Annotated in this window: 14 protein-coding genes and 1 tRNA gene; 10 read left to right on the top strand and 5 right to left on the bottom strand. The window is 74.7% G+C overall.

The window, feature by feature from the left end:
- The coding region (locus KSNIM_RS11310; protein WP_263103120.1) for a DUF4139 domain-containing protein at positions 1-954 on the bottom strand (954 nt) is incomplete at its 3' end.
- A gap of 329 nt (positions 955-1,283) precedes the next feature.
- Here KSNIM_RS11310 and KSNIM_RS11305 point away from each other — a divergent pair.
- From KSNIM_RS11305 to der, 4 genes are all read left to right on the top strand, one after another.
- Positions 1,284-2,369, top strand: coding sequence for a prephenate dehydrogenase (locus KSNIM_RS11305; RefSeq protein WP_263107900.1), 1,086 nt, complete (start codon positions 1,284-1,286; stop codon positions 2,367-2,369).
- 241 nt (positions 2,370-2,610) lie between these two features.
- Positions 2,611-3,042, top strand: coding sequence for a hypothetical protein (locus tag KSNIM_RS11300; protein WP_263103119.1), 432 nt, complete (start codon positions 2,611-2,613; stop codon positions 3,040-3,042).
- A gap of 56 nt (positions 3,043-3,098) precedes the next feature.
- Positions 3,099-3,815, top strand: a complete 717-nt coding sequence (gene cmk / locus KSNIM_RS11295; RefSeq protein ID WP_263103118.1) for a (d)CMP kinase — start codon at positions 3,099-3,101, stop codon at positions 3,813-3,815.
- 143 nt (positions 3,816-3,958) lie between these two features.
- Positions 3,959-5,413 carry a ribosome biogenesis GTPase Der gene (gene der, locus KSNIM_RS11290; protein ID WP_263103117.1) on the top strand — a complete coding sequence of 485 codons (1,455 nt, stop codon included), beginning with the start codon at positions 3,959-3,961 and terminating at the stop codon, positions 5,411-5,413.
- A gap of 22 nt (positions 5,414-5,435) precedes the next feature.
- Here the strand turns inward: der and KSNIM_RS11285 are convergent, their stop codons facing one another.
- On the bottom strand, positions 5,436-5,972 hold the full coding sequence (locus KSNIM_RS11285) for a hypothetical protein (RefSeq protein WP_263108266.1): 537 nt from the start codon (positions 5,970-5,972) through the stop codon (positions 5,436-5,438).
- 228 nt (positions 5,973-6,200) lie between these two features.
- On the bottom strand, positions 6,201-7,106 hold the full coding sequence (locus KSNIM_RS11280) for a hypothetical protein (RefSeq protein WP_263107899.1): 906 nt from the start codon (positions 7,104-7,106) through the stop codon (positions 6,201-6,203).
- Positions 7,107-7,684: 578 nt separating this feature from the next.
- Here KSNIM_RS11280 and KSNIM_RS11275 point away from each other — a divergent pair.
- Positions 7,685-8,422 carry a LysM peptidoglycan-binding domain-containing protein gene (locus KSNIM_RS11275; RefSeq protein WP_263103116.1) on the top strand — a complete coding sequence of 246 codons (738 nt, stop codon included), beginning with the start codon at positions 7,685-7,687 and terminating at the stop codon, positions 8,420-8,422.
- 279 nt (positions 8,423-8,701) lie between these two features.
- Here the strand turns inward: KSNIM_RS11275 and KSNIM_RS11270 are convergent, their stop codons facing one another.
- Positions 8,702-9,505 carry an MBL fold metallo-hydrolase gene (locus tag KSNIM_RS11270; protein WP_263103115.1) on the bottom strand — a complete coding sequence of 268 codons (804 nt, stop codon included), beginning with the start codon at positions 9,503-9,505 and terminating at the stop codon, positions 8,702-8,704.
- A gap of 226 nt (positions 9,506-9,731) precedes the next feature.
- On the opposite strand from KSNIM_RS11270, the gene KSNIM_RS11265 reads away from it, so the two are divergent.
- From KSNIM_RS11265 to KSNIM_RS11255, 3 genes are all read left to right on the top strand, one after another.
- Positions 9,732-10,409, top strand: coding sequence for an alpha-ketoglutarate-dependent dioxygenase AlkB family protein (locus KSNIM_RS11265; RefSeq protein WP_263103114.1), 678 nt, complete (start codon positions 9,732-9,734; stop codon positions 10,407-10,409).
- A gap of 189 nt (positions 10,410-10,598) precedes the next feature.
- Positions 10,599-11,462, top strand: coding sequence for an acyl-CoA thioesterase II (gene tesB, locus KSNIM_RS11260; RefSeq protein ID WP_263103113.1), 864 nt, complete (start codon positions 10,599-10,601; stop codon positions 11,460-11,462).
- Between the two features lie 119 nt (positions 11,463-11,581).
- Entirely contained in the window at positions 11,582-12,382 is an 801-nt protein-coding gene (locus KSNIM_RS11255; protein ID WP_263103112.1) for a DUF1684 domain-containing protein, read from the top strand.
- A gap of 55 nt (positions 12,383-12,437) precedes the next feature.
- On the opposite strand, the gene KSNIM_RS11250 is transcribed toward KSNIM_RS11255, so the two are convergent.
- Positions 12,438-13,508 (bottom strand): DUF2804 domain-containing protein, encoded by a 1,071-nt coding sequence (locus KSNIM_RS11250; RefSeq protein WP_263103111.1) that lies wholly within the window; start codon positions 13,506-13,508, stop codon positions 12,438-12,440.
- A 65-nt stretch (positions 13,509-13,573) separates the two neighbouring features.
- Between KSNIM_RS11250 and KSNIM_RS11245 the strand changes: the two genes are divergently transcribed.
- Positions 13,574-14,953: an MFS transporter gene (locus KSNIM_RS11245; RefSeq protein WP_411543690.1), complete on the top strand. Its 1,380-nt coding sequence runs from the start codon at positions 13,574-13,576 to the stop codon at positions 14,951-14,953.
- 189 nt (positions 14,954-15,142) lie between these two features.
- A tRNA-Pro gene (locus KSNIM_RS11240) sits at positions 15,143-15,216 on the top strand.
- Positions 15,217-15,222: the final 6 nt, after the last annotated feature.

Below are 15,222 nucleotides of genomic sequence, written 5' to 3'. Positions count from 1 at the left end.
CCGGCCCGGGCCGCGCGGCTGCGGCGGCCGGCCCGCCGCGTCGTACCCCGCGAACAGATCGCCCAGCCCCGCCGGGGGCTCCCGCCAGCCCGACGCGGCCGGTACGGGCTGCCGCCGGCCGATCCGCAGCGAACGCAGCTGCGGCAGGTCCGTCCGGCGCTGCAGGTCCGCCGTGGACAGGCCGATCCGCACCCCCGACCAGTCCTCGCCGGTGCGCTGGGCGAGCTGGGCACGCAGCAGCAGCGTCCCGCTCCCCTCGCCCTGGCGGTAGGTCAGCCGGTATGTCGGCACCCAGACCGCACCCGGCACCCCGTACTCCACCTCCAGCTCGACCTCGGCACCCTCCGCCGCACCCTCCAGCGTCACCACGGCCGAGCTGCCCAGCGTCACCGGGCCGACCGCCACCGCGGACGAGGCCCGGGCCAGCGCGTCCTCGGCGAGGACCAGCTCGTGCTCGGCCAGCCGCAGTTCCTCGCCGAGGTCCGCGGCCCGCGCATGCAGCGCGGCCAGCCGCTCGTCCACGAAGTCCGCCAGCTGCAGCCAGGCATCGGCCGGAGTGCGGCGGTGCGGCTCGTCCGCCTGCAGCGGCGGCGGGACCGCCCGCACCGCGGAGATCTCCGCGATCCGCGCCTCCTGCCGCGCGGAGCGCTGCCGCAGGGCCTCCGCGGCGTCCCGGGCCCGCTCCACCCGGCGGCGCAGCTCGGGGAGGTCCGAGCGGCTGCGCACCTCCGCCTCCGGCTCCAGCCGGGCCGCCGTCACCCGTGCCCCGCCGGAGAGCACCGAGGCTCGCAGCGAACCCGCGTCCGCCACCCTCGGCAGGCCGGTCAGCCGGACCCTGCCGTCCGCGGGCACCGAGCCGCGGGCCCGCCTGCGGCACAGCGCCCCGCTCGCGTACACCACCACCGAGTCGAGTACCGACTCCCACCGATCCGTCGCCGTCGTCTCCGCTGCCACCCCGCCCTGCCCTTCGTCCGTCCCCGGTCCGCGCCGCCAGTCTGCCCGGGCCGGCGGCCGTCCGCCGCAGATTTCCGCTGCGCGTCGGCTGAGGGGACGACCCCGCCCTCCGCCCCGGTTGCGGACGGACCTGCGGCGCACGGGGCACACCCGGGGGCGCGGGGGCGGCGGACTTCTCAGGTCCCCCCACCCGCCCCCCACGCGCCCCCCGATGTGGTCGGCCCCGGGTGCAGGGTTCGGTTGGTGGACGGCTTCGACGGGTGGGGTGGGGCTGCGAGAGGATGAGCGGAGCAGAAGACCGCCGCCCGTACCAGGAGACCGACCCCGCCATGCGCACAGCCGCCGTCATCGGCACCGGACTGATCGGCACCTCCGCCGCCCTCGCGCTCACCGGCCGCGGGGTCGCCGTCTATCTGGAGGACGCCGACCCGGACGCGGCCCGCACGGCCGCCGCGCTCGGTGCGGGTTCGACCGAGCTGCCCGAGGGCCCGGTGGACCTGGCGATCGTGGCGGTGCCGCCGGCGCTGGTCGGCAAGGTGCTTGCCGACTGCCAGCGCCGCGGACTGGCCCGTTGCTACACCGACGTGGCCAGCGTGAAGGCCGGCCCGCGGGCCGAGGTGGCCGCGCTCGGCTGCGACACCGTCCACTACATCGGCGGCCACCCGATGGCGGGCCGCGAGCGGTCCGGCCCGCTGGCCGCCCGTGCCGACCTGTTCGAGGGCCGGCCGTGGGTGCTCACCCCGACCGGGGACACCGACACCGACACCCTGAACGCCGCGCTCGAACTGGTGGCGCTGTGCGGGGCGATGCCGATCGTGATGGACGCGACCGCGCACGACCGCGCCGTGGCGCTGATCTCGCACGCCCCCCAGCTGGTCTCGTCGATCGTGGCGGCCCGGCTGGAGCACGCCGACGAGACCGCCGTGCGGCTGTCCGGCCAGGGCGTCCGGGACGTCACCCGGATCGCCGCCTCCAACCCGGCGCTGTGGGTGGACATCCTGTCCGCGAACGCCGGTGTGGTCGCCGACATCCTGCAGGAGGTGGCGGCCGACCTCGACGAGACGGTGACGGCGCTGCGCGCCCTGCAGGGCGCCGACGAGGGCGAGCGGCGGGCCGGTGCGGCCGGCATCGAGGCGGTGATGCGGCGCGGCAACACCGGCCATGCCCGGATCCCCGGCAAGCACGGCGCCCCGCCGACCCGGTACGAGTCGGTCACCGTCGTCCTCGGCGACCAGCCCGGCGAGCTCGGCCGGCTGTTCGGCGAGGTCGGTGCGCTCGGCGTCAACATCGAGGACGTCACCATCGAGCACTCCGACGGCCAGCAGGTCGGCCACGTCCACCTGGACGTCGCCCCGTCCGCCGTCCGGCTGCTCACCGGCGGCCTGCGCGACCGCGGCTGGAGCGTCCGCGACTGACCTCCGCGTCCTTCGGGGAACCGCCTGCCGCACCGACCGCGCCGCTGCACCGGGCCGGACGGTTCCGGGGAGGGGCGATGGACGGACACGACGCCGTGGTGGACGGACCGGAGTGGAGTCCGGGGCCGCGCGAACGGTGACCGCACCGCGGCCCCGGTCGGCGCGGTGGACGCGGGTGCCGCGCTGCTCCTGCTGCTGCTCTGGCCGGCGCTGCGGTGGTGGGGGGTGCGCGATCGGTGCGGTGCTGGTCGCCGGCCAGCTGGTCGGGCTGCGGATGCTGCGGGCCCGGCGGGCGCTGCCGGTGGTGCGGTGCGAGCCGCGGCCGGCGCAGGGCACGGCCCGGTTCGTGCTGCACGGCGGGGCGGAACACGGCGTCCCGTTCACGGCGGTCCGGCGGATCGGTCTGACGCACCGGGGCGAGCGCGGCGCCCGCGGCACCCGGTCGACCGCCGACGTCGCGCTGGAACCGGCTCCCGGTGCCCCCGGCGGGCTGCGAACGGCGCGGACCGCTCTGCCGGAGGAGGAGGTGGACCGGCTGAGGGCCTTCGCCGACCGGCACGGGGTGCGGTTCCACGAGGAGGAGTGGCTGCCGGCCGACCGATCGGCGGGTGCCGCGCGGGCCGCGATCGGGCCCCGGGGGCGACCGGACGGGACGCCTCCGCCGGTCCATTAACCTTGAGATAGTCATCCCGGCCCGAGCGCGCCGGACCGAGAGAGAGGTTCGCCCCAGTGGACACTGCCGACCGAGCGCACGCCCCGGTCGTCGTCGCCATCGACGGACCCTCCGGATCGGGCAAGTCGACCGTCTCCCGCGCGGTCGCCGCCCGTCTCGGGCTCAGCTTCCTGGACACCGGCGCCATGTACCGCGCGATGACCTGGTGGATGCTCTCCAACGACATCGACGTGGACGACGCCGAGGCGGTCGCCATCGCCTGCGGCAAGCCGGTGATCGTCTCCGGGACGGACGCGGCCGGCCCGACCATCACGGTCGACGGCCAGGACGTCTCCGTTCCGATCCGCGGCCCCGAGGTGACCGCCAAGGTCTCCGCGGTCTCCGCCGTCCCGGCCGTCCGGGCCCGGCTGGTGGAGCTGCAGCGCGGCTGCGCCGAGGTCGCGCCGCGCGGCATAGTCGCCGAGGGCCGCGACATGGGCACCGTGGTCTTCCCGGACGCCACCGCGAAGATCTTCCTCACCGCCTCGGGCGCCGCCCGCGCCGCGCGCCGCGCGGCCGAGCTCCGTGCCAAGGGCGTGGACGAGGCCACCATCGCCTCGATGGCGGCCGACCTGGACCGCCGGGACGCCGCCGACTCCTCCCGGGAGACGGCGCCGCTGGCCCAGGCCCCGGACGCCGTCCTGGTGGACACCAGCGAGCTCACCCTCGACCAGGTGATCGACACCGTCGCCGCCCTGGTCGAGGAGCGGGCCCAGGAGCCGTCCGCCGTCTGACCGACCGCACCACCGCAGACCACCCCTCGGGCCGTCCGGCCCGTCCTCCGACTACGGGACACGTAGTTTCGCGCTGCCCGACAGGGCAGGTACGCACGGCACGCCCCTGGGAAGGGCCGTGCCGGGAAACGGAATGAACACACATGAGCAACGACACCGCCGCGCACCACGGTGAGCTCGGCGACGCCGAGTACGCCGAGTTCATGGCGCTGGCCGCCGAAGAGGGCTTCGACACCGACGAGGTGGACGCCGACCTCGACGCCGCCTCGCACGGCCCGCTGCCGGTGCTGGCCGTCGTCGGCCGCCCGAACGTGGGCAAGTCGACCCTGGTCAACCGCGTCATCGGCCGCCGCGAGGCGGTCGTCGAGGACCGCCCCGGCGTCACCCGTGACCGCGTCACCTACGAGGCCACCTGGAACGGCCGCCGCTTCAAGATCGTCGACACCGGCGGCTGGGAGGTCGACGTCCTCGGCATTGACGCCGCCGTCGCCGCCCAGGCCGAGTACGGCATCGAGGCAGCCGACGCGGTGCTCTTCGTCGTCGACGCGACCGTCGGCGCGACCGACACCGACGAGGCGCTGGTCAAGCTGATCCGCCGCGCCGGCAAGCCGGTCGTGCTGTGCGCCAACAAGGTCGACGGCCCGTCCACCGAGGCCGAGGCCGCCTACCTGTGGTCGCTCGGCCTCGGCGAGCCGTACCCCGTCTCCGCGCTGCACGGCCGCGGCTCCGGCGACCTGCTGGACGCCGTCATGGACGCGCTGCCCGAGGCCCCGCCGCAGCTCTTCGGCAACGGCGCCGTCGGCGGCCCCCGTCGGGTCGCGCTGATCGGCCGTCCGAACGTCGGCAAGTCCAGCCTGCTCAACAAGGTCGCCGGCGAGGAGCGGGTGGTCGTCAACGAGCTGGCCGGCACCACCCGCGACCCGGTCGACGAGATGATCGAACTCGGCGGCAAGACCTGGAAGTTCGTCGACACCGCGGGTATCCGCCGCCGCGTCCACCTGACCGCCGGAGCCGACTTCTACGCCTCGCTGCGCACCGCCTCGGCGCTGGAGAAGGCCGAGGTCGCGGTCGTCCTGATCGACGCCAGCGAGACCCTCGCCGAGCAGGACACCCGGATCATCTCGATGGCCGTCGAGGCCGGCCGGGCCGTCGTGATCGCCTACAACAAGTGGGACCAGCTCGACGAGGAGCGCCGCTACTACCTGGAGCGGGAGATCGAGCGGGATCTCGTCCAGGTGCAGTGGGCGCCGCGGGTCAACGTCTCGGCGAAGACCGGCCGCCACATGGAGAAGCTCGTCCCCGCGATCGAGACCGCGCTGGAGGGCTGGGAGACCCGCATCCCGACGGCCCGTCTGAACGCCTTCCTGGGCGAGCTGGTGGCGGCCCACCCGCACCCGATCCGCGGCGGCAAGCAGCCCCGCATCCTGTTCGGCACCCAGGCGGGCACCCGCCCGCCGCGGTTCGTGCTGTTCGCGTCCGGCTTCCTGGAGGCCGGCTACCGCCGCTTCATCGAGCGCCGGCTGCGCGAGGAGTTCGGCTTCGAGGGCACGCCGATCTCGATCTCGGTGCGGGTGCGCGAGAAGCGCCGCAAGAAGTAGCAGACGTACGGGGAACGGCCGCTCAGAACGACTGCTCGGCGGAGCGGCCCGGCGGCAGCGACAGCAGCGACCGGTGCCGGCCGCCCCCGGCCGCGGTGGTCGGCTGCTGCCCCAGGTACCCGGCGGCGACCCAGCCCTGTCCGGTGCCGCCGACCGCGTGTCCGGCGGTGTGCCCGGTGGTCCCGTGCCCTGCGGAGGTGTGGCCGGCCTGGTGGCCGACCGTGACGGCCTGGGTCGCCAGCCGCCCCTGGTGGTGATCGGTGCCGTGCGGCCGGCCGCCGTACCCGGCGGACGCCGCACGGCTCTCCGAGACGAACTGGGGCGTGCCGTGCGCATGCCCCGCGTAGGTCTCGAACACCTGGTGCTGCGGGTAGGACGCGGCCGAGGACGCACCGAACCCGGAGTACCCGCCCGGCCAGCCGAAGCCGCTGAACCGGAGCTGTTCCTCGTCCGACCGGTCGCCCGGCAGGGCCCGGAAGAGTCTCCGGTACTCGGAGTACAGCGCGTCGTAGATCGGAGTCGGTGAGGCGGGCAGGTCCGCGTCGTACGAGGGGCGCATGCCCGGGATGGTGCGGCCGGCTGACGGGCGGGTGGTCGGGGCGACGTCGTAGCTGTACACGTGAGGGCCAACGAGTGAGACCGCCCGGGGATGCGGGGGTCCCGCGGCCCGGCCTATGCCATTCCGTCCAGGTCGGTCGAGGTCCGTCCAGGTCCGGGCCAGGTCCGTCTTGGCCGTTGGAGGCCGTCGGCTGCCGCCGCGTGCCGGGGGAGCGCCGCCGGGACGGGATCAGGTGCCGGCGAGGGGCAGCATGCCGGCCACCAGGACGCCGTGGCCGGTCGCCCGGTCGAGGGCCATCCGCAGCAGGTCCTCGCGGGGCTGGCGGCCGATCGTCCCGGCCGGCACCGCGTACATGATCACCTCGGAGCGGCGGGCGACCGCGGCCCGCCATGCCTCGGTGACCTGCAGCGGCTGGTGGGCCTGCCACCAGGCGGCGCTGCCGCCGCTCGCCGAGGGCTGCAGGATCGCGTGCAGCTGGCCCATCGCCATCAGCACCGACCAGCCGGTCAGCGGCCGGGCCGGTGCCCGGTCCACCGACTGGACCACCTGGAACCCGTGGTCGGTGAGCAGCGAGAGGAACTCGTCCTCGGCCGAGCCGCTGCCGGGGCGGGCGATCGGCCCGGTGGGCTCCACCACGAGGGCCGCGTACGGGGTGTCCCCGCAGAGCACCAGGCCGCAGGTGACGCCGAGCACGGCCGGCTGGGTGCCCGGACCGGCAGGTGCCTGCGGTGCCTGCGGCTGCGGGACGTGCGGTTGCGGGGCGTGCGCGGCCGGGGCGGACCAGGTGCCGTCCGGCATGCCCGCGACGGTGTGGGTGCCGGGGTAGACGTGCGCCGGTGCGGCGGCGGGCGCGCCGGCTCCGCCCTGTGCCTGCGAGATCGACCGGACGGCGCCGAGCAGCTGCTCCTCGTCCACCGGTACCACCTGGGAGGGCACGCACCGGGCGTGGGCGAAGGCCAGGACGGCGGTCTCGTCGCCGATGAACAGGACCGTACTGGTGGGCTCGCGCAGCGAGTCGCCGGGAGCCCGGCACGAGGTGCAGTCGTAGGCGTCCGGGGCGTGGGCGCCGGCGAGGAGACGGTCCGCCTCGTCGTCGCCGATCTCGGTTCGTACTTCGTCGCTGACTTCGAGCATGCGCGGCAAGGGGGGACTCCTCCGGTCTCGGTGTGGCACGGGCGCGCCTGGCCGCCACTTCCAACGGCCGGTTGTGGCCGGGGTCACGGGTGCGTCCGGCTCCGACGGGATTTGCCGCGGATCTGACTGCGATGGGTGGCCGGGTGGTCGCAATCTGTCGACGCTGTGCCCGAGGTCACAGGCGGGAAACGGTGAGCAGCCTCACGATCGCGTGGGGATCGATCATGGAAAACATGGACAAAACGGGCAAATCTCCTTTATTTGCTAGATCGATACTCGCGGTAACGCCACGCTGAGCTGGGACGACCCGAAACTGTTTGGTGCCCGGCCGGACGGCTCGTAGGTTTTTGCCCAGTGCACCGAGCACTTCCCGGGTTCACCCGAGCACCGCCCACCGGCCCCGGCCGGGGGAGCGAGTGCCGCCGGAGCGGCTGACCACCGCCCGGACGGAACGGGTGGCCGGGGCGGCGCGGCACGTACGAACACGTGCAACGGCCGTCTTGCGGACGCGGCGAGCGAAACGAGAGCCATACGGCTCTGGTTCCGCCTGCCCGCCCGGGGCTTTCGAGAGGAATCCCATGCTCTTCCGTAACGAGACTGCCGCTGCCACCACCACCGCCACCAAGCGCAACCGCGTCCGGCTGGCGATCGCGGGCGGCGCCGCTGTGGCCGTCCTGCCGGTGGCGGGCCTCGTCACGGCCACCTCCGCCTCCGCCGCCTCCGTCTCCACCTGGGACGCCGTCGCCCAGTGCGAGAGCACCGGCAACTGGCACATCAACACCGGCAACGGCTTCTACGGCGGCCTGCAGTTCACCAACAGCACCTGGGCGGCCTTCGGCGGCACCGCGTTCGCCCCGCGCGCCGACCTGGCCACCAAGGACCAGCAGATCGCCATCGCCGAGAAGGTCCTCGCCGTGCAGGGCCCGGGCGCCTGGCCCGTCTGCTCCGTCAAGGCCGGCCTGACCAAGGGCGGCGCCGCCCCGCAGGTCGACACCGCCGCCGCTGCCGCCCCGAAGGCCGCCGCCCCGGCCCCCAAGGCCGCCGCCCCGGCCGCCCCGAAGGCCGACGAGCAGAAGGCCAGCCGCAGCGAGGCCCGCGCCACCCTGAACACCACCGCCAAGCAGGACGCCCCGAAGCCGTCCGCCCCGGCGAAGAAGAACACCAACGGCGGCAACTACACCGTCAAGGCCGGCGACACCCTGAGCAAGATCGCCAACGCCAAGGGCCTCGACTGGAAGACCCTGTACAAGAACAACGCCGGTGTCATCGGCGGCAACCCGAACCTGATCTTCCCGGGCCAGGTCCTGTCCGTCTGACACCCCGTGCGGCGCTGACACCCGCGTCGCCGCCCTCGACCGCGGGCGCACCCGCTGCGCCCCCGGCCTCCTGCCGCCGCCCGTCGACGGCCGCCCGTACCCCCCGGACGGGCGGCCGCCGGCGGGCGGCTCGGTTTCGGTGGACGGTCCCCCGGGCCGTCCTGACGGCCAGTCCGGCCCGTCGCGGCAGTTGGTCGGGCCCGTCCCGGTACTCGGTGGGGGACCGTCCCGCTCTTCGGTCGGGCCGTCCCGGTACCCGGTGGGGACCGTCCCCGCCGCTCAGTCCAGGACGAGCTCGCCCTTCGCCACCCTCGTGCCGAGCCGGACGGCGAGCTTCAGGCCGGCGTCCGGGTAGAGGCGCAGTAGCGCATCCTCCGCCTCGGCTGCGTCCTCGGCCTTGCCCACCTCCCGCTCGAAGGCCTTGAGGTAGTCCCGGGTGAAGGTGATCGCGCTCGCGTCCGGAGTGGCCGCGGGCATCCGGTGCCCGGCCACCACCATCATCGGGTCGAGCGCCTCCATGGCGTCCAGCAGATCGATCCAGGCCTCCCGCCGACCGGGGTCGGGGGTGTCCGCCGTCCAGGCGTGCAGCCCCTGGTAGAGCGCGACGCCGCCCAGCAGCACCCGGGTGCGGTGCTCCCACAGGAAGTGCCGGTCGGGCAGCTTCGGTTCGAAGCCGCGCACCTCGAAACGGTGCCCCTCGAACTCGATCACGTCGCCGTCCAGCGGCTGCAGCCGCGGCGGCCGGGTCGGCAGCTCGCTCCCGAGGTGCGCCCAGGTCGACAGCTTCGCCGGGTACGTCTGCGCGATGTGCTCGATCACCAGCGGATGCGCCAGGAACGTCGCCTCGGGGAAGGCGTTCTGCACCTCCTCGGCGCCGAAGTAGAAGTCCGGGTCGCCGTGGCTGATCAGCACGGTGGTGAGCGGCTGTTCCATGGCCCGGACCAGCTGGGCCAGCTTCCGCCCGTCCGAACGGGTGAACCCGGTGTCCACCAGCATCGTCCCGTGCGGGCCGGCGATCAGCACGGCCGTCTTGTGCATGGACGACTCGGGAAGGTCGACGACGGCGAAGTCCAGCCTGCTCATGCCGGCTCCTCGGGTGCACGGAGCGGCGCAGACGGTGCGCCGCGGCGGGGCGGGGCGGGGTCGGCTCCCCGACCAGCGTGGGCCGCCGGCCGGAGCACCGCATGTCGATCCCCGCACCCACCTGTCGCAGCGCACCGTCCGCCCGGCCCCGGACGGGGACGGCCTCGGGAGGGCCCCGGGACGGGTCCGATCCCGGACGGGCCCGGGCAGCTGCGAGGATGGCCGCATGACCGGCGAACCCCTCCCGTTCCCGCGAGAGCCCGCCGAACCCGCCCCCGGCGCCGTCCACCTCCCCGACTGGCTGGACGCCGCCGAGCAGCGCGCGCTCGTCGAGGCCTGCCGCGAGTGGTCCCGGCCGCCCGCCGGGATGCGGACCGTCCTGATGCCCACCGGCGGCCAGATGTCGGTGCGCACCGTCTGCCTCGGCTGGCACTGGTACCCGTACGGCTACGCGCGGACGGTCGTCGACGGCGACGGCGCCCCGGTCAAGCCCTTCCCGCCCGAACTCGGCGACCTCGCCCGCCGCGCCCTCGCCGCCGCCTACGGGACGGACGGCCTCGCCGACGTGCCGGGCGCGGCCCGGTACGAGCCCGACATCGCCGTGGTCAACCACTACCCGCACGGCGCGAAGATGGGCCTGCACAAGGACAAGGAGGAGCGGGTCGACGCCCCCGTGGTGTCCCTCTCGCTCGGCGACAGCTGCGTCTTCCGGCTCGGCAACACCGAGACCCGCACCCGGCCCTGGACCGACCTGGAACTGCGCAGCGGCGACCTGTTCGTCTTCGGCGGACCGGCCCGGTTCGCCTACCACGGCGTGGTGAAGACCCTGCCCGGCACCGCCGACCCCGCGCTCGGCCTGGTCGGCCGGCTGAACATCACCGTCCGGCAGTCCGGGCTCGCCTGAGGCCGCGGTCGCCGGGCCCTCGCACCGCGCTCCCGGTGGTCGAGGGGACCGGATCCCACCGCGGATTCCGATCCGGACGGCGGGAATTCCCCGATCCGGAGGAGACTTCTCGGTAGACGTAGAGCGCCGGGCGGCGCCGCACCGGAGATCCCGGGGCGGGCGTCCGGCGGCCTGGAGAGGACACAGGACATGGGCACGCCCGTCGACCAGCTCGTCGACCTGCTCGATCTGGAACAGATCGAACTCAACATCTTCCGGGGACGCAGCCCGGAGGAGGCCCTCCAGCGGACCTTCGGCGGCCAGGTCGCCGGCCAGGCACTGGTCGCCGCCGGCCGCACGGTCGACGGGGACCGCCCCGTGCACTCGCTGCACGCCTACTTCCTGCGTCCCGGCGTCCCCGGCGTGCCGATCGTCTACCAGGTCGACCGGATCCGCGACGGACGGTCCTTCACCACCCGCCGCGTCCTGGCCATCCAGCAGGGCCGGTCGATCTTCGCGCTGACCGCCGACTTCCACCGCCCCGAGCAGGGCGGCATCGAGCACCAGGACGCCATGCCGGACGTCCCCGCCCCCGAGGAGCTGCCCAGCGCCCTGGACGAGGTCGGCTCCCGGCTCGGCGAACTGCCGCCCTTCATCAGCCGCCGCCAGCCGTTCGACATCCGCTACGTCGACCGGCTGAAGTGGAAGAAGGAGGACCTGGCCGACGTCCAGCCGCGCAGCCGCGTCTGGCTGCGCACCAACGGCGCGCTGCCCGACGACCCGCTGATCCACGTCTGCGCCCTCACCTACGCCAGCGACATGACGCTGCTCGACGCCGTCCGGGCGCCCGTGGAACCGCTGTGGGGCGAGCGGAACTTCGACATGGCCTCGCTCGACCACGCGATGTGGTTCCACCGGCCGTTCCGCGCCGACGACTGGCTGCTCTACCAGCAGGAGTCGCCGATCGCGCACGGCGCCCGCGGGCTCGCCCGCGGCGAGATCTTCGACCGCAGCGGACGGCTCGTGGTGTCCGTCGTCCAGGAGGGACTCTTCAGGCCGCTCACCGCGCGCTGACCCCGACCCGCGGGGCGCGCGCGTGGGCGTTCGGTGGCCCGCTCGTTCCGCTCCTCGTTCGCTCCTCCCGCCCCCGTTCGTCCCGTGACCGCTCAGGCACAGCTCAGGAAGGACCGCCGATGACCGCCGCAGAGACCGCCGCGGAATCCTGGCAGCGCTGGACCGAGGCCCGCGCCGCCGCCGTCAGCGCCCCGCACGGCCCGCTGGCACTGACGGGTACGCACTGGCTCGGGCCGGACCGGGAGCAGATCCCCGGCCTGCCGGGCGAGTGGTGGGCCGCCGACGGAGCCGTCCGCCTCGACGCCAAGGCCGAGTACGGAATCCGGCTGGAGTCGGCGGAGTCGGCCGGCGCCCTGGACGGGGAGGTGTCGCTGCGGCCCGACACCGACCCGGCCCCCGAGCGCGCCACCCTGGGCGCCCTGCGGCTCGTCCCCATCGAGCGCGAGGGCGAACTCGCCCTGCGGGTCTTCGACCCGGACGCCCCGGCCCGCGCCGCCTTCGCGGGCATCGACACCTTCCCGTACGCGCCGGACTGGGCCGTCCCCGCCCTCTTCACCCCGTTCGAGAGCGGCGAGCGGGCACTCACCGTCCCCAACGCGGACGGCAAGGAACGGCCGCTCGCGGTCACCGGGCAGATCGCCTTCACCCTGTGCGGCGAGGAGTACGCCCTGACCGTCAGCCGCTCCGGCGGCCGGCTGAGCGGCGTCATCGCGGACGCCACCAGCGGGCACGAGACCTACCGCTTCCGGTTCATCACCCTGCCCGGGCCGGACGCCGAAGGCCGGACCGTGCTCGACCTCAACCGGGCCCACCTGCCGCCGTGCGCCTTCGCCGACCACTTCATCTGCCCCTTCCCGCCCCCCGGGAACCGGCTGCCGGTCGCCGTCGAGGCGGGGGAGCGGCACGTGGTCACCGGCTGAGCCGCAGGCCTGGTTCGGCGGTCGGGGGTAGCCGGCCGGGTCCGGCGTTACAGGTTCACCAGCGCATCCGGACGTCCTCGGCCCAGCCGAACAGGTCGTGGACGGCGATCCGGCGGCCGTCCTCCGCCCGGACGCTGCCCCGGTAGTGGCCGAAGCACTGGTCGGTGCGGTTGGCGAGCAGGCCCGCCCCGGTCCGGGTGCGCCGGTCGTGGAACGGAGTGAAGACCAGGTCCACCCGGTCCGCACCCGGGGTGCGGACCGTCCACGGCGCGAGCGGGTCGGCGAGGTCGTACGACCAGGTGAGCTCCTCGCCGATCCGGGTGAGGCGGCCGTCCACGCAGAGGGCGTTCTCGGTGGTGCCGGTGCCGACCGTCCAGCGGCCGCCGAACTGCAGGCCCAACGTCCGGCCGCCGGTCCGGCCGGAGGCGGCGCCCCAGTTCCAGTGCACCGACCGCGGCCAGCGCCCCCGGCCGTGGTCCAGCACCGCCCAGGCGTCGCCCGCCTCCCCGAACGCCAGTGTCTCGTCGCCGATCCGCAGCGTGCCGCGGGCGGGACGGGCGGTGTGCTTGGAGGTGTACTGGAAGCGCCGCTCGTCCCAGGGGACGACCACGCCCAGCGTCTCGTGGCCGTCCGGCAGCGCCGCGAACACGTCGACCTCGACCGGCAGGCCGTCCGGTGCCAGGCAGCGGGCCCGCAGGCGGGTGCCGCCCGGCTCGCCGAGGATCTCCACCCGGACCCGGCCGCCGGCTGGCCGCTCCGGGCCGACCACGACGTCCGTTCCGCTCCCGCCCGACCCGGCGACCGCCTCCGGGAGGGCGACCCCGCGGCCGAACGGCACCAGGGCGGTGCGCTCCATCTCCCAGGGGCGGGTACGCCCGGCCGGGCCGTCCCAGCGCAGCACGTGGACGCTGTTCAGCGCCAGGAAGTCCAGATCGCTGACGGTCAGCGCCACCAGGTGCGTCGGCGCGGCCACGCACCAGTACTCCCAGCGCTTGGTACGGCCCCAGCCGCGCAGGTTCGCCCGGTGCAGCGGGCGGCGCGACCAGCCCACGGCCGCCGGATCGAGCCGCCCGTCGGGCCGGCAGAGGTCGACCGGGGCGGTCAGTTCGCGATCGGAGGACGCCACGGCGGCCACCGTAGCCGCAACCCCGGCGGGAGGGGACGAAACGTCGTGGTCGAACATGGTTGACCATGTCGACCGATCAGCCCCAGGCCCCTGAGACCGCCCCGCCCGCCCCCACTGCTTCCCCTGGGCCAGGCGCTGCCGGGGCAGGTGCTGCGGCCCCAGGACGGCTCCGGCGGATCGCCCGCGGCGCGTTGGCCGACATCGGGCCGCTGCGCGACATCCCCGACTACCGGCGGGTCTGGTTCGGCCAGACCGTCTCCTCGGTGGGCCAGCAGATGACCGCCGTGGCCGTCGCCGTACAGGTCTGGGACCTCACCCGGTCCAGCTTCGCCACCGGCCTGGTCGGACTCTTCTCGCTCGTCCCGCTGGTCACCTTCGGCCTGTGGGGCGGCGCGATCGCCGACACCGTCGACCGCCGCCGCCTCGGCCTGATCGGCTCCGCCGGCCTCGCCGCCGTCTCCGTGCTCCTCGCCGGCCAGGCCCTGCTCGGCCTGCACGTCGTCGCCCTGCTGTACGCGGCCGTGGCCCTCCAGGCCGGCTTCTTCGCGCTCTCCTCGCCCGCCCGGTCGTCGATGATCCCGCGCCTGGTGCCGCGCGAACAGCTGCCCGCCGCCAACGCCCTCAACACGGTGAGCATGAACCTCGGCATGACCGTCGGGCCGATGCTCGGAGGTCTGCTGATCGGTGCGTTCGGGGCCCAGTCCGCGTACCTCTTCGACGCGGTCGCCTTCAGTGCGACGCTCTACGCGATGTGGCGGCTGCCGGCGATGAAGCCGCAGAGCGAGGGCGGCGACGGCGGTGACGGCGGTGACGGCGGCGGACGAAAGGGGCGGGCGTCCGTCCTCGACGGGCTGCGCTTCCTCGCCACCCGGCCGAACCTGCGCACCAGCTTCCTCGCCGACCTCGCCGCCATGATCTTCGGCCTGCCCCGGGCGCTCTTCCCGGCCATCGCGGTCGGCTTCTACGGGGGCGGCGCCGGGACGGTCGGCCTGCTCGTCGCCGCCCCGGCCGTCGGCGCGCTGGCCGGAGCGCTGTTCTCGGGGTGGATCGGGCGGGTGCACCGGCACGGCGCGGCCGTCCTCGCCGCCGTCGCCGCCTGGGGGCTCGCCATCGCCGCCTTCGGGGTCGTCCGAGAGCTGTGGCTCGGGCTGGCGCTGCTGGCGGCGGCCGGCTGCGCCGACACCATCAGCATGATCTTCCGCAACACGATCACGCAGGTCGCGGCACCCGACGACATGCGGGGCCGCCTCCAGGGCATCTTCATCGTGGTGGTCGCCGGCGGCCCCCGCCTGGGCGACTTCGAATCCGGCACGGTCGCCGCCCTCGCCTCCTCCGTCACGATCTCCGTCGTCACGGGTGGGCTGGCGTGCGTCGCCGCCGTCCTACTGCTCGCGGCCCGGCGCCCCGCCTTCCTCCGCTACGACTCCCGCAACCCGACACCCTGACCCGCCGTGGTGCCCTACGCGCCGCGCCCGTCTGACCAGCCACGACACCCCCCGGACCCGCCACCCGAAACCTGGCAGCGAGCACCCCTCCACGTGCTGTATTGTTTTCCACGTCGCCGGGAGACCGGGGGCAAGGTCGAGAAGCCGAAGTTCACCGATCAAGATCGGTGAACCGAGGCGCCGAGACCACGGGACGTGGCGCAGCTTGGTAGCGCACTTGACTGGGGGTCAAGGGGTCGCAGGTTCAAATCCTGTCGTCCCGACAGTGG

Source organism: Kitasatospora sp. DSM 101779, assembly GCF_025655475.1.
Taxonomy (GTDB): Bacteria; Actinomycetota; Actinomycetes; order Streptomycetales; family Streptomycetaceae; genus Kitasatospora.
The sequence above is the reverse complement of the archived record's forward strand: the minus strand, read 5'-3'. Positions and strand labels throughout refer to the sequence as shown.

Coding starts and splice junctions, on each gene's coding strand:
- KSNIM_RS11305 (WP_263107900.1), top strand. CDS start 1,284: ATGCGCACAGCCGCCGTCATCGGCACCGGACTGATCGGCACCTCCGCC.
- der (WP_263103117.1), top strand. CDS start 3,959: ATGAGCAACGACACCGCCGCGCACCACGGTGAGCTCGGCGACGCCGAG.
- KSNIM_RS11285 (WP_263108266.1), bottom strand. CDS start 5,972: ATGCGCCCCTCGTACGACGCGGACCTGCCCGCCTCACCGACTCCGATC.
- KSNIM_RS11280 (WP_263107899.1), bottom strand. CDS start 7,106: ATGCTCGAAGTCAGCGACGAAGTACGAACCGAGATCGGCGACGACGAG.
- KSNIM_RS11275 (WP_263103116.1), top strand. CDS start 7,685: ATGCTCTTCCGTAACGAGACTGCCGCTGCCACCACCACCGCCACCAAG.
- KSNIM_RS11270 (WP_263103115.1), bottom strand. CDS start 9,505: ATGAGCAGGCTGGACTTCGCCGTCGTCGACCTTCCCGAGTCGTCCATG.
- KSNIM_RS11265 (WP_263103114.1), top strand. CDS start 9,732: ATGACCGGCGAACCCCTCCCGTTCCCGCGAGAGCCCGCCGAACCCGCC.
- tesB (WP_263103113.1), top strand. CDS start 10,599: ATGGGCACGCCCGTCGACCAGCTCGTCGACCTGCTCGATCTGGAACAG.
- KSNIM_RS11255 (WP_263103112.1), top strand. CDS start 11,582: ATGACCGCCGCAGAGACCGCCGCGGAATCCTGGCAGCGCTGGACCGAG.
- KSNIM_RS11245 (WP_411543690.1), top strand. CDS start 13,574: ATGTCGACCGATCAGCCCCAGGCCCCTGAGACCGCCCCGCCCGCCCCC.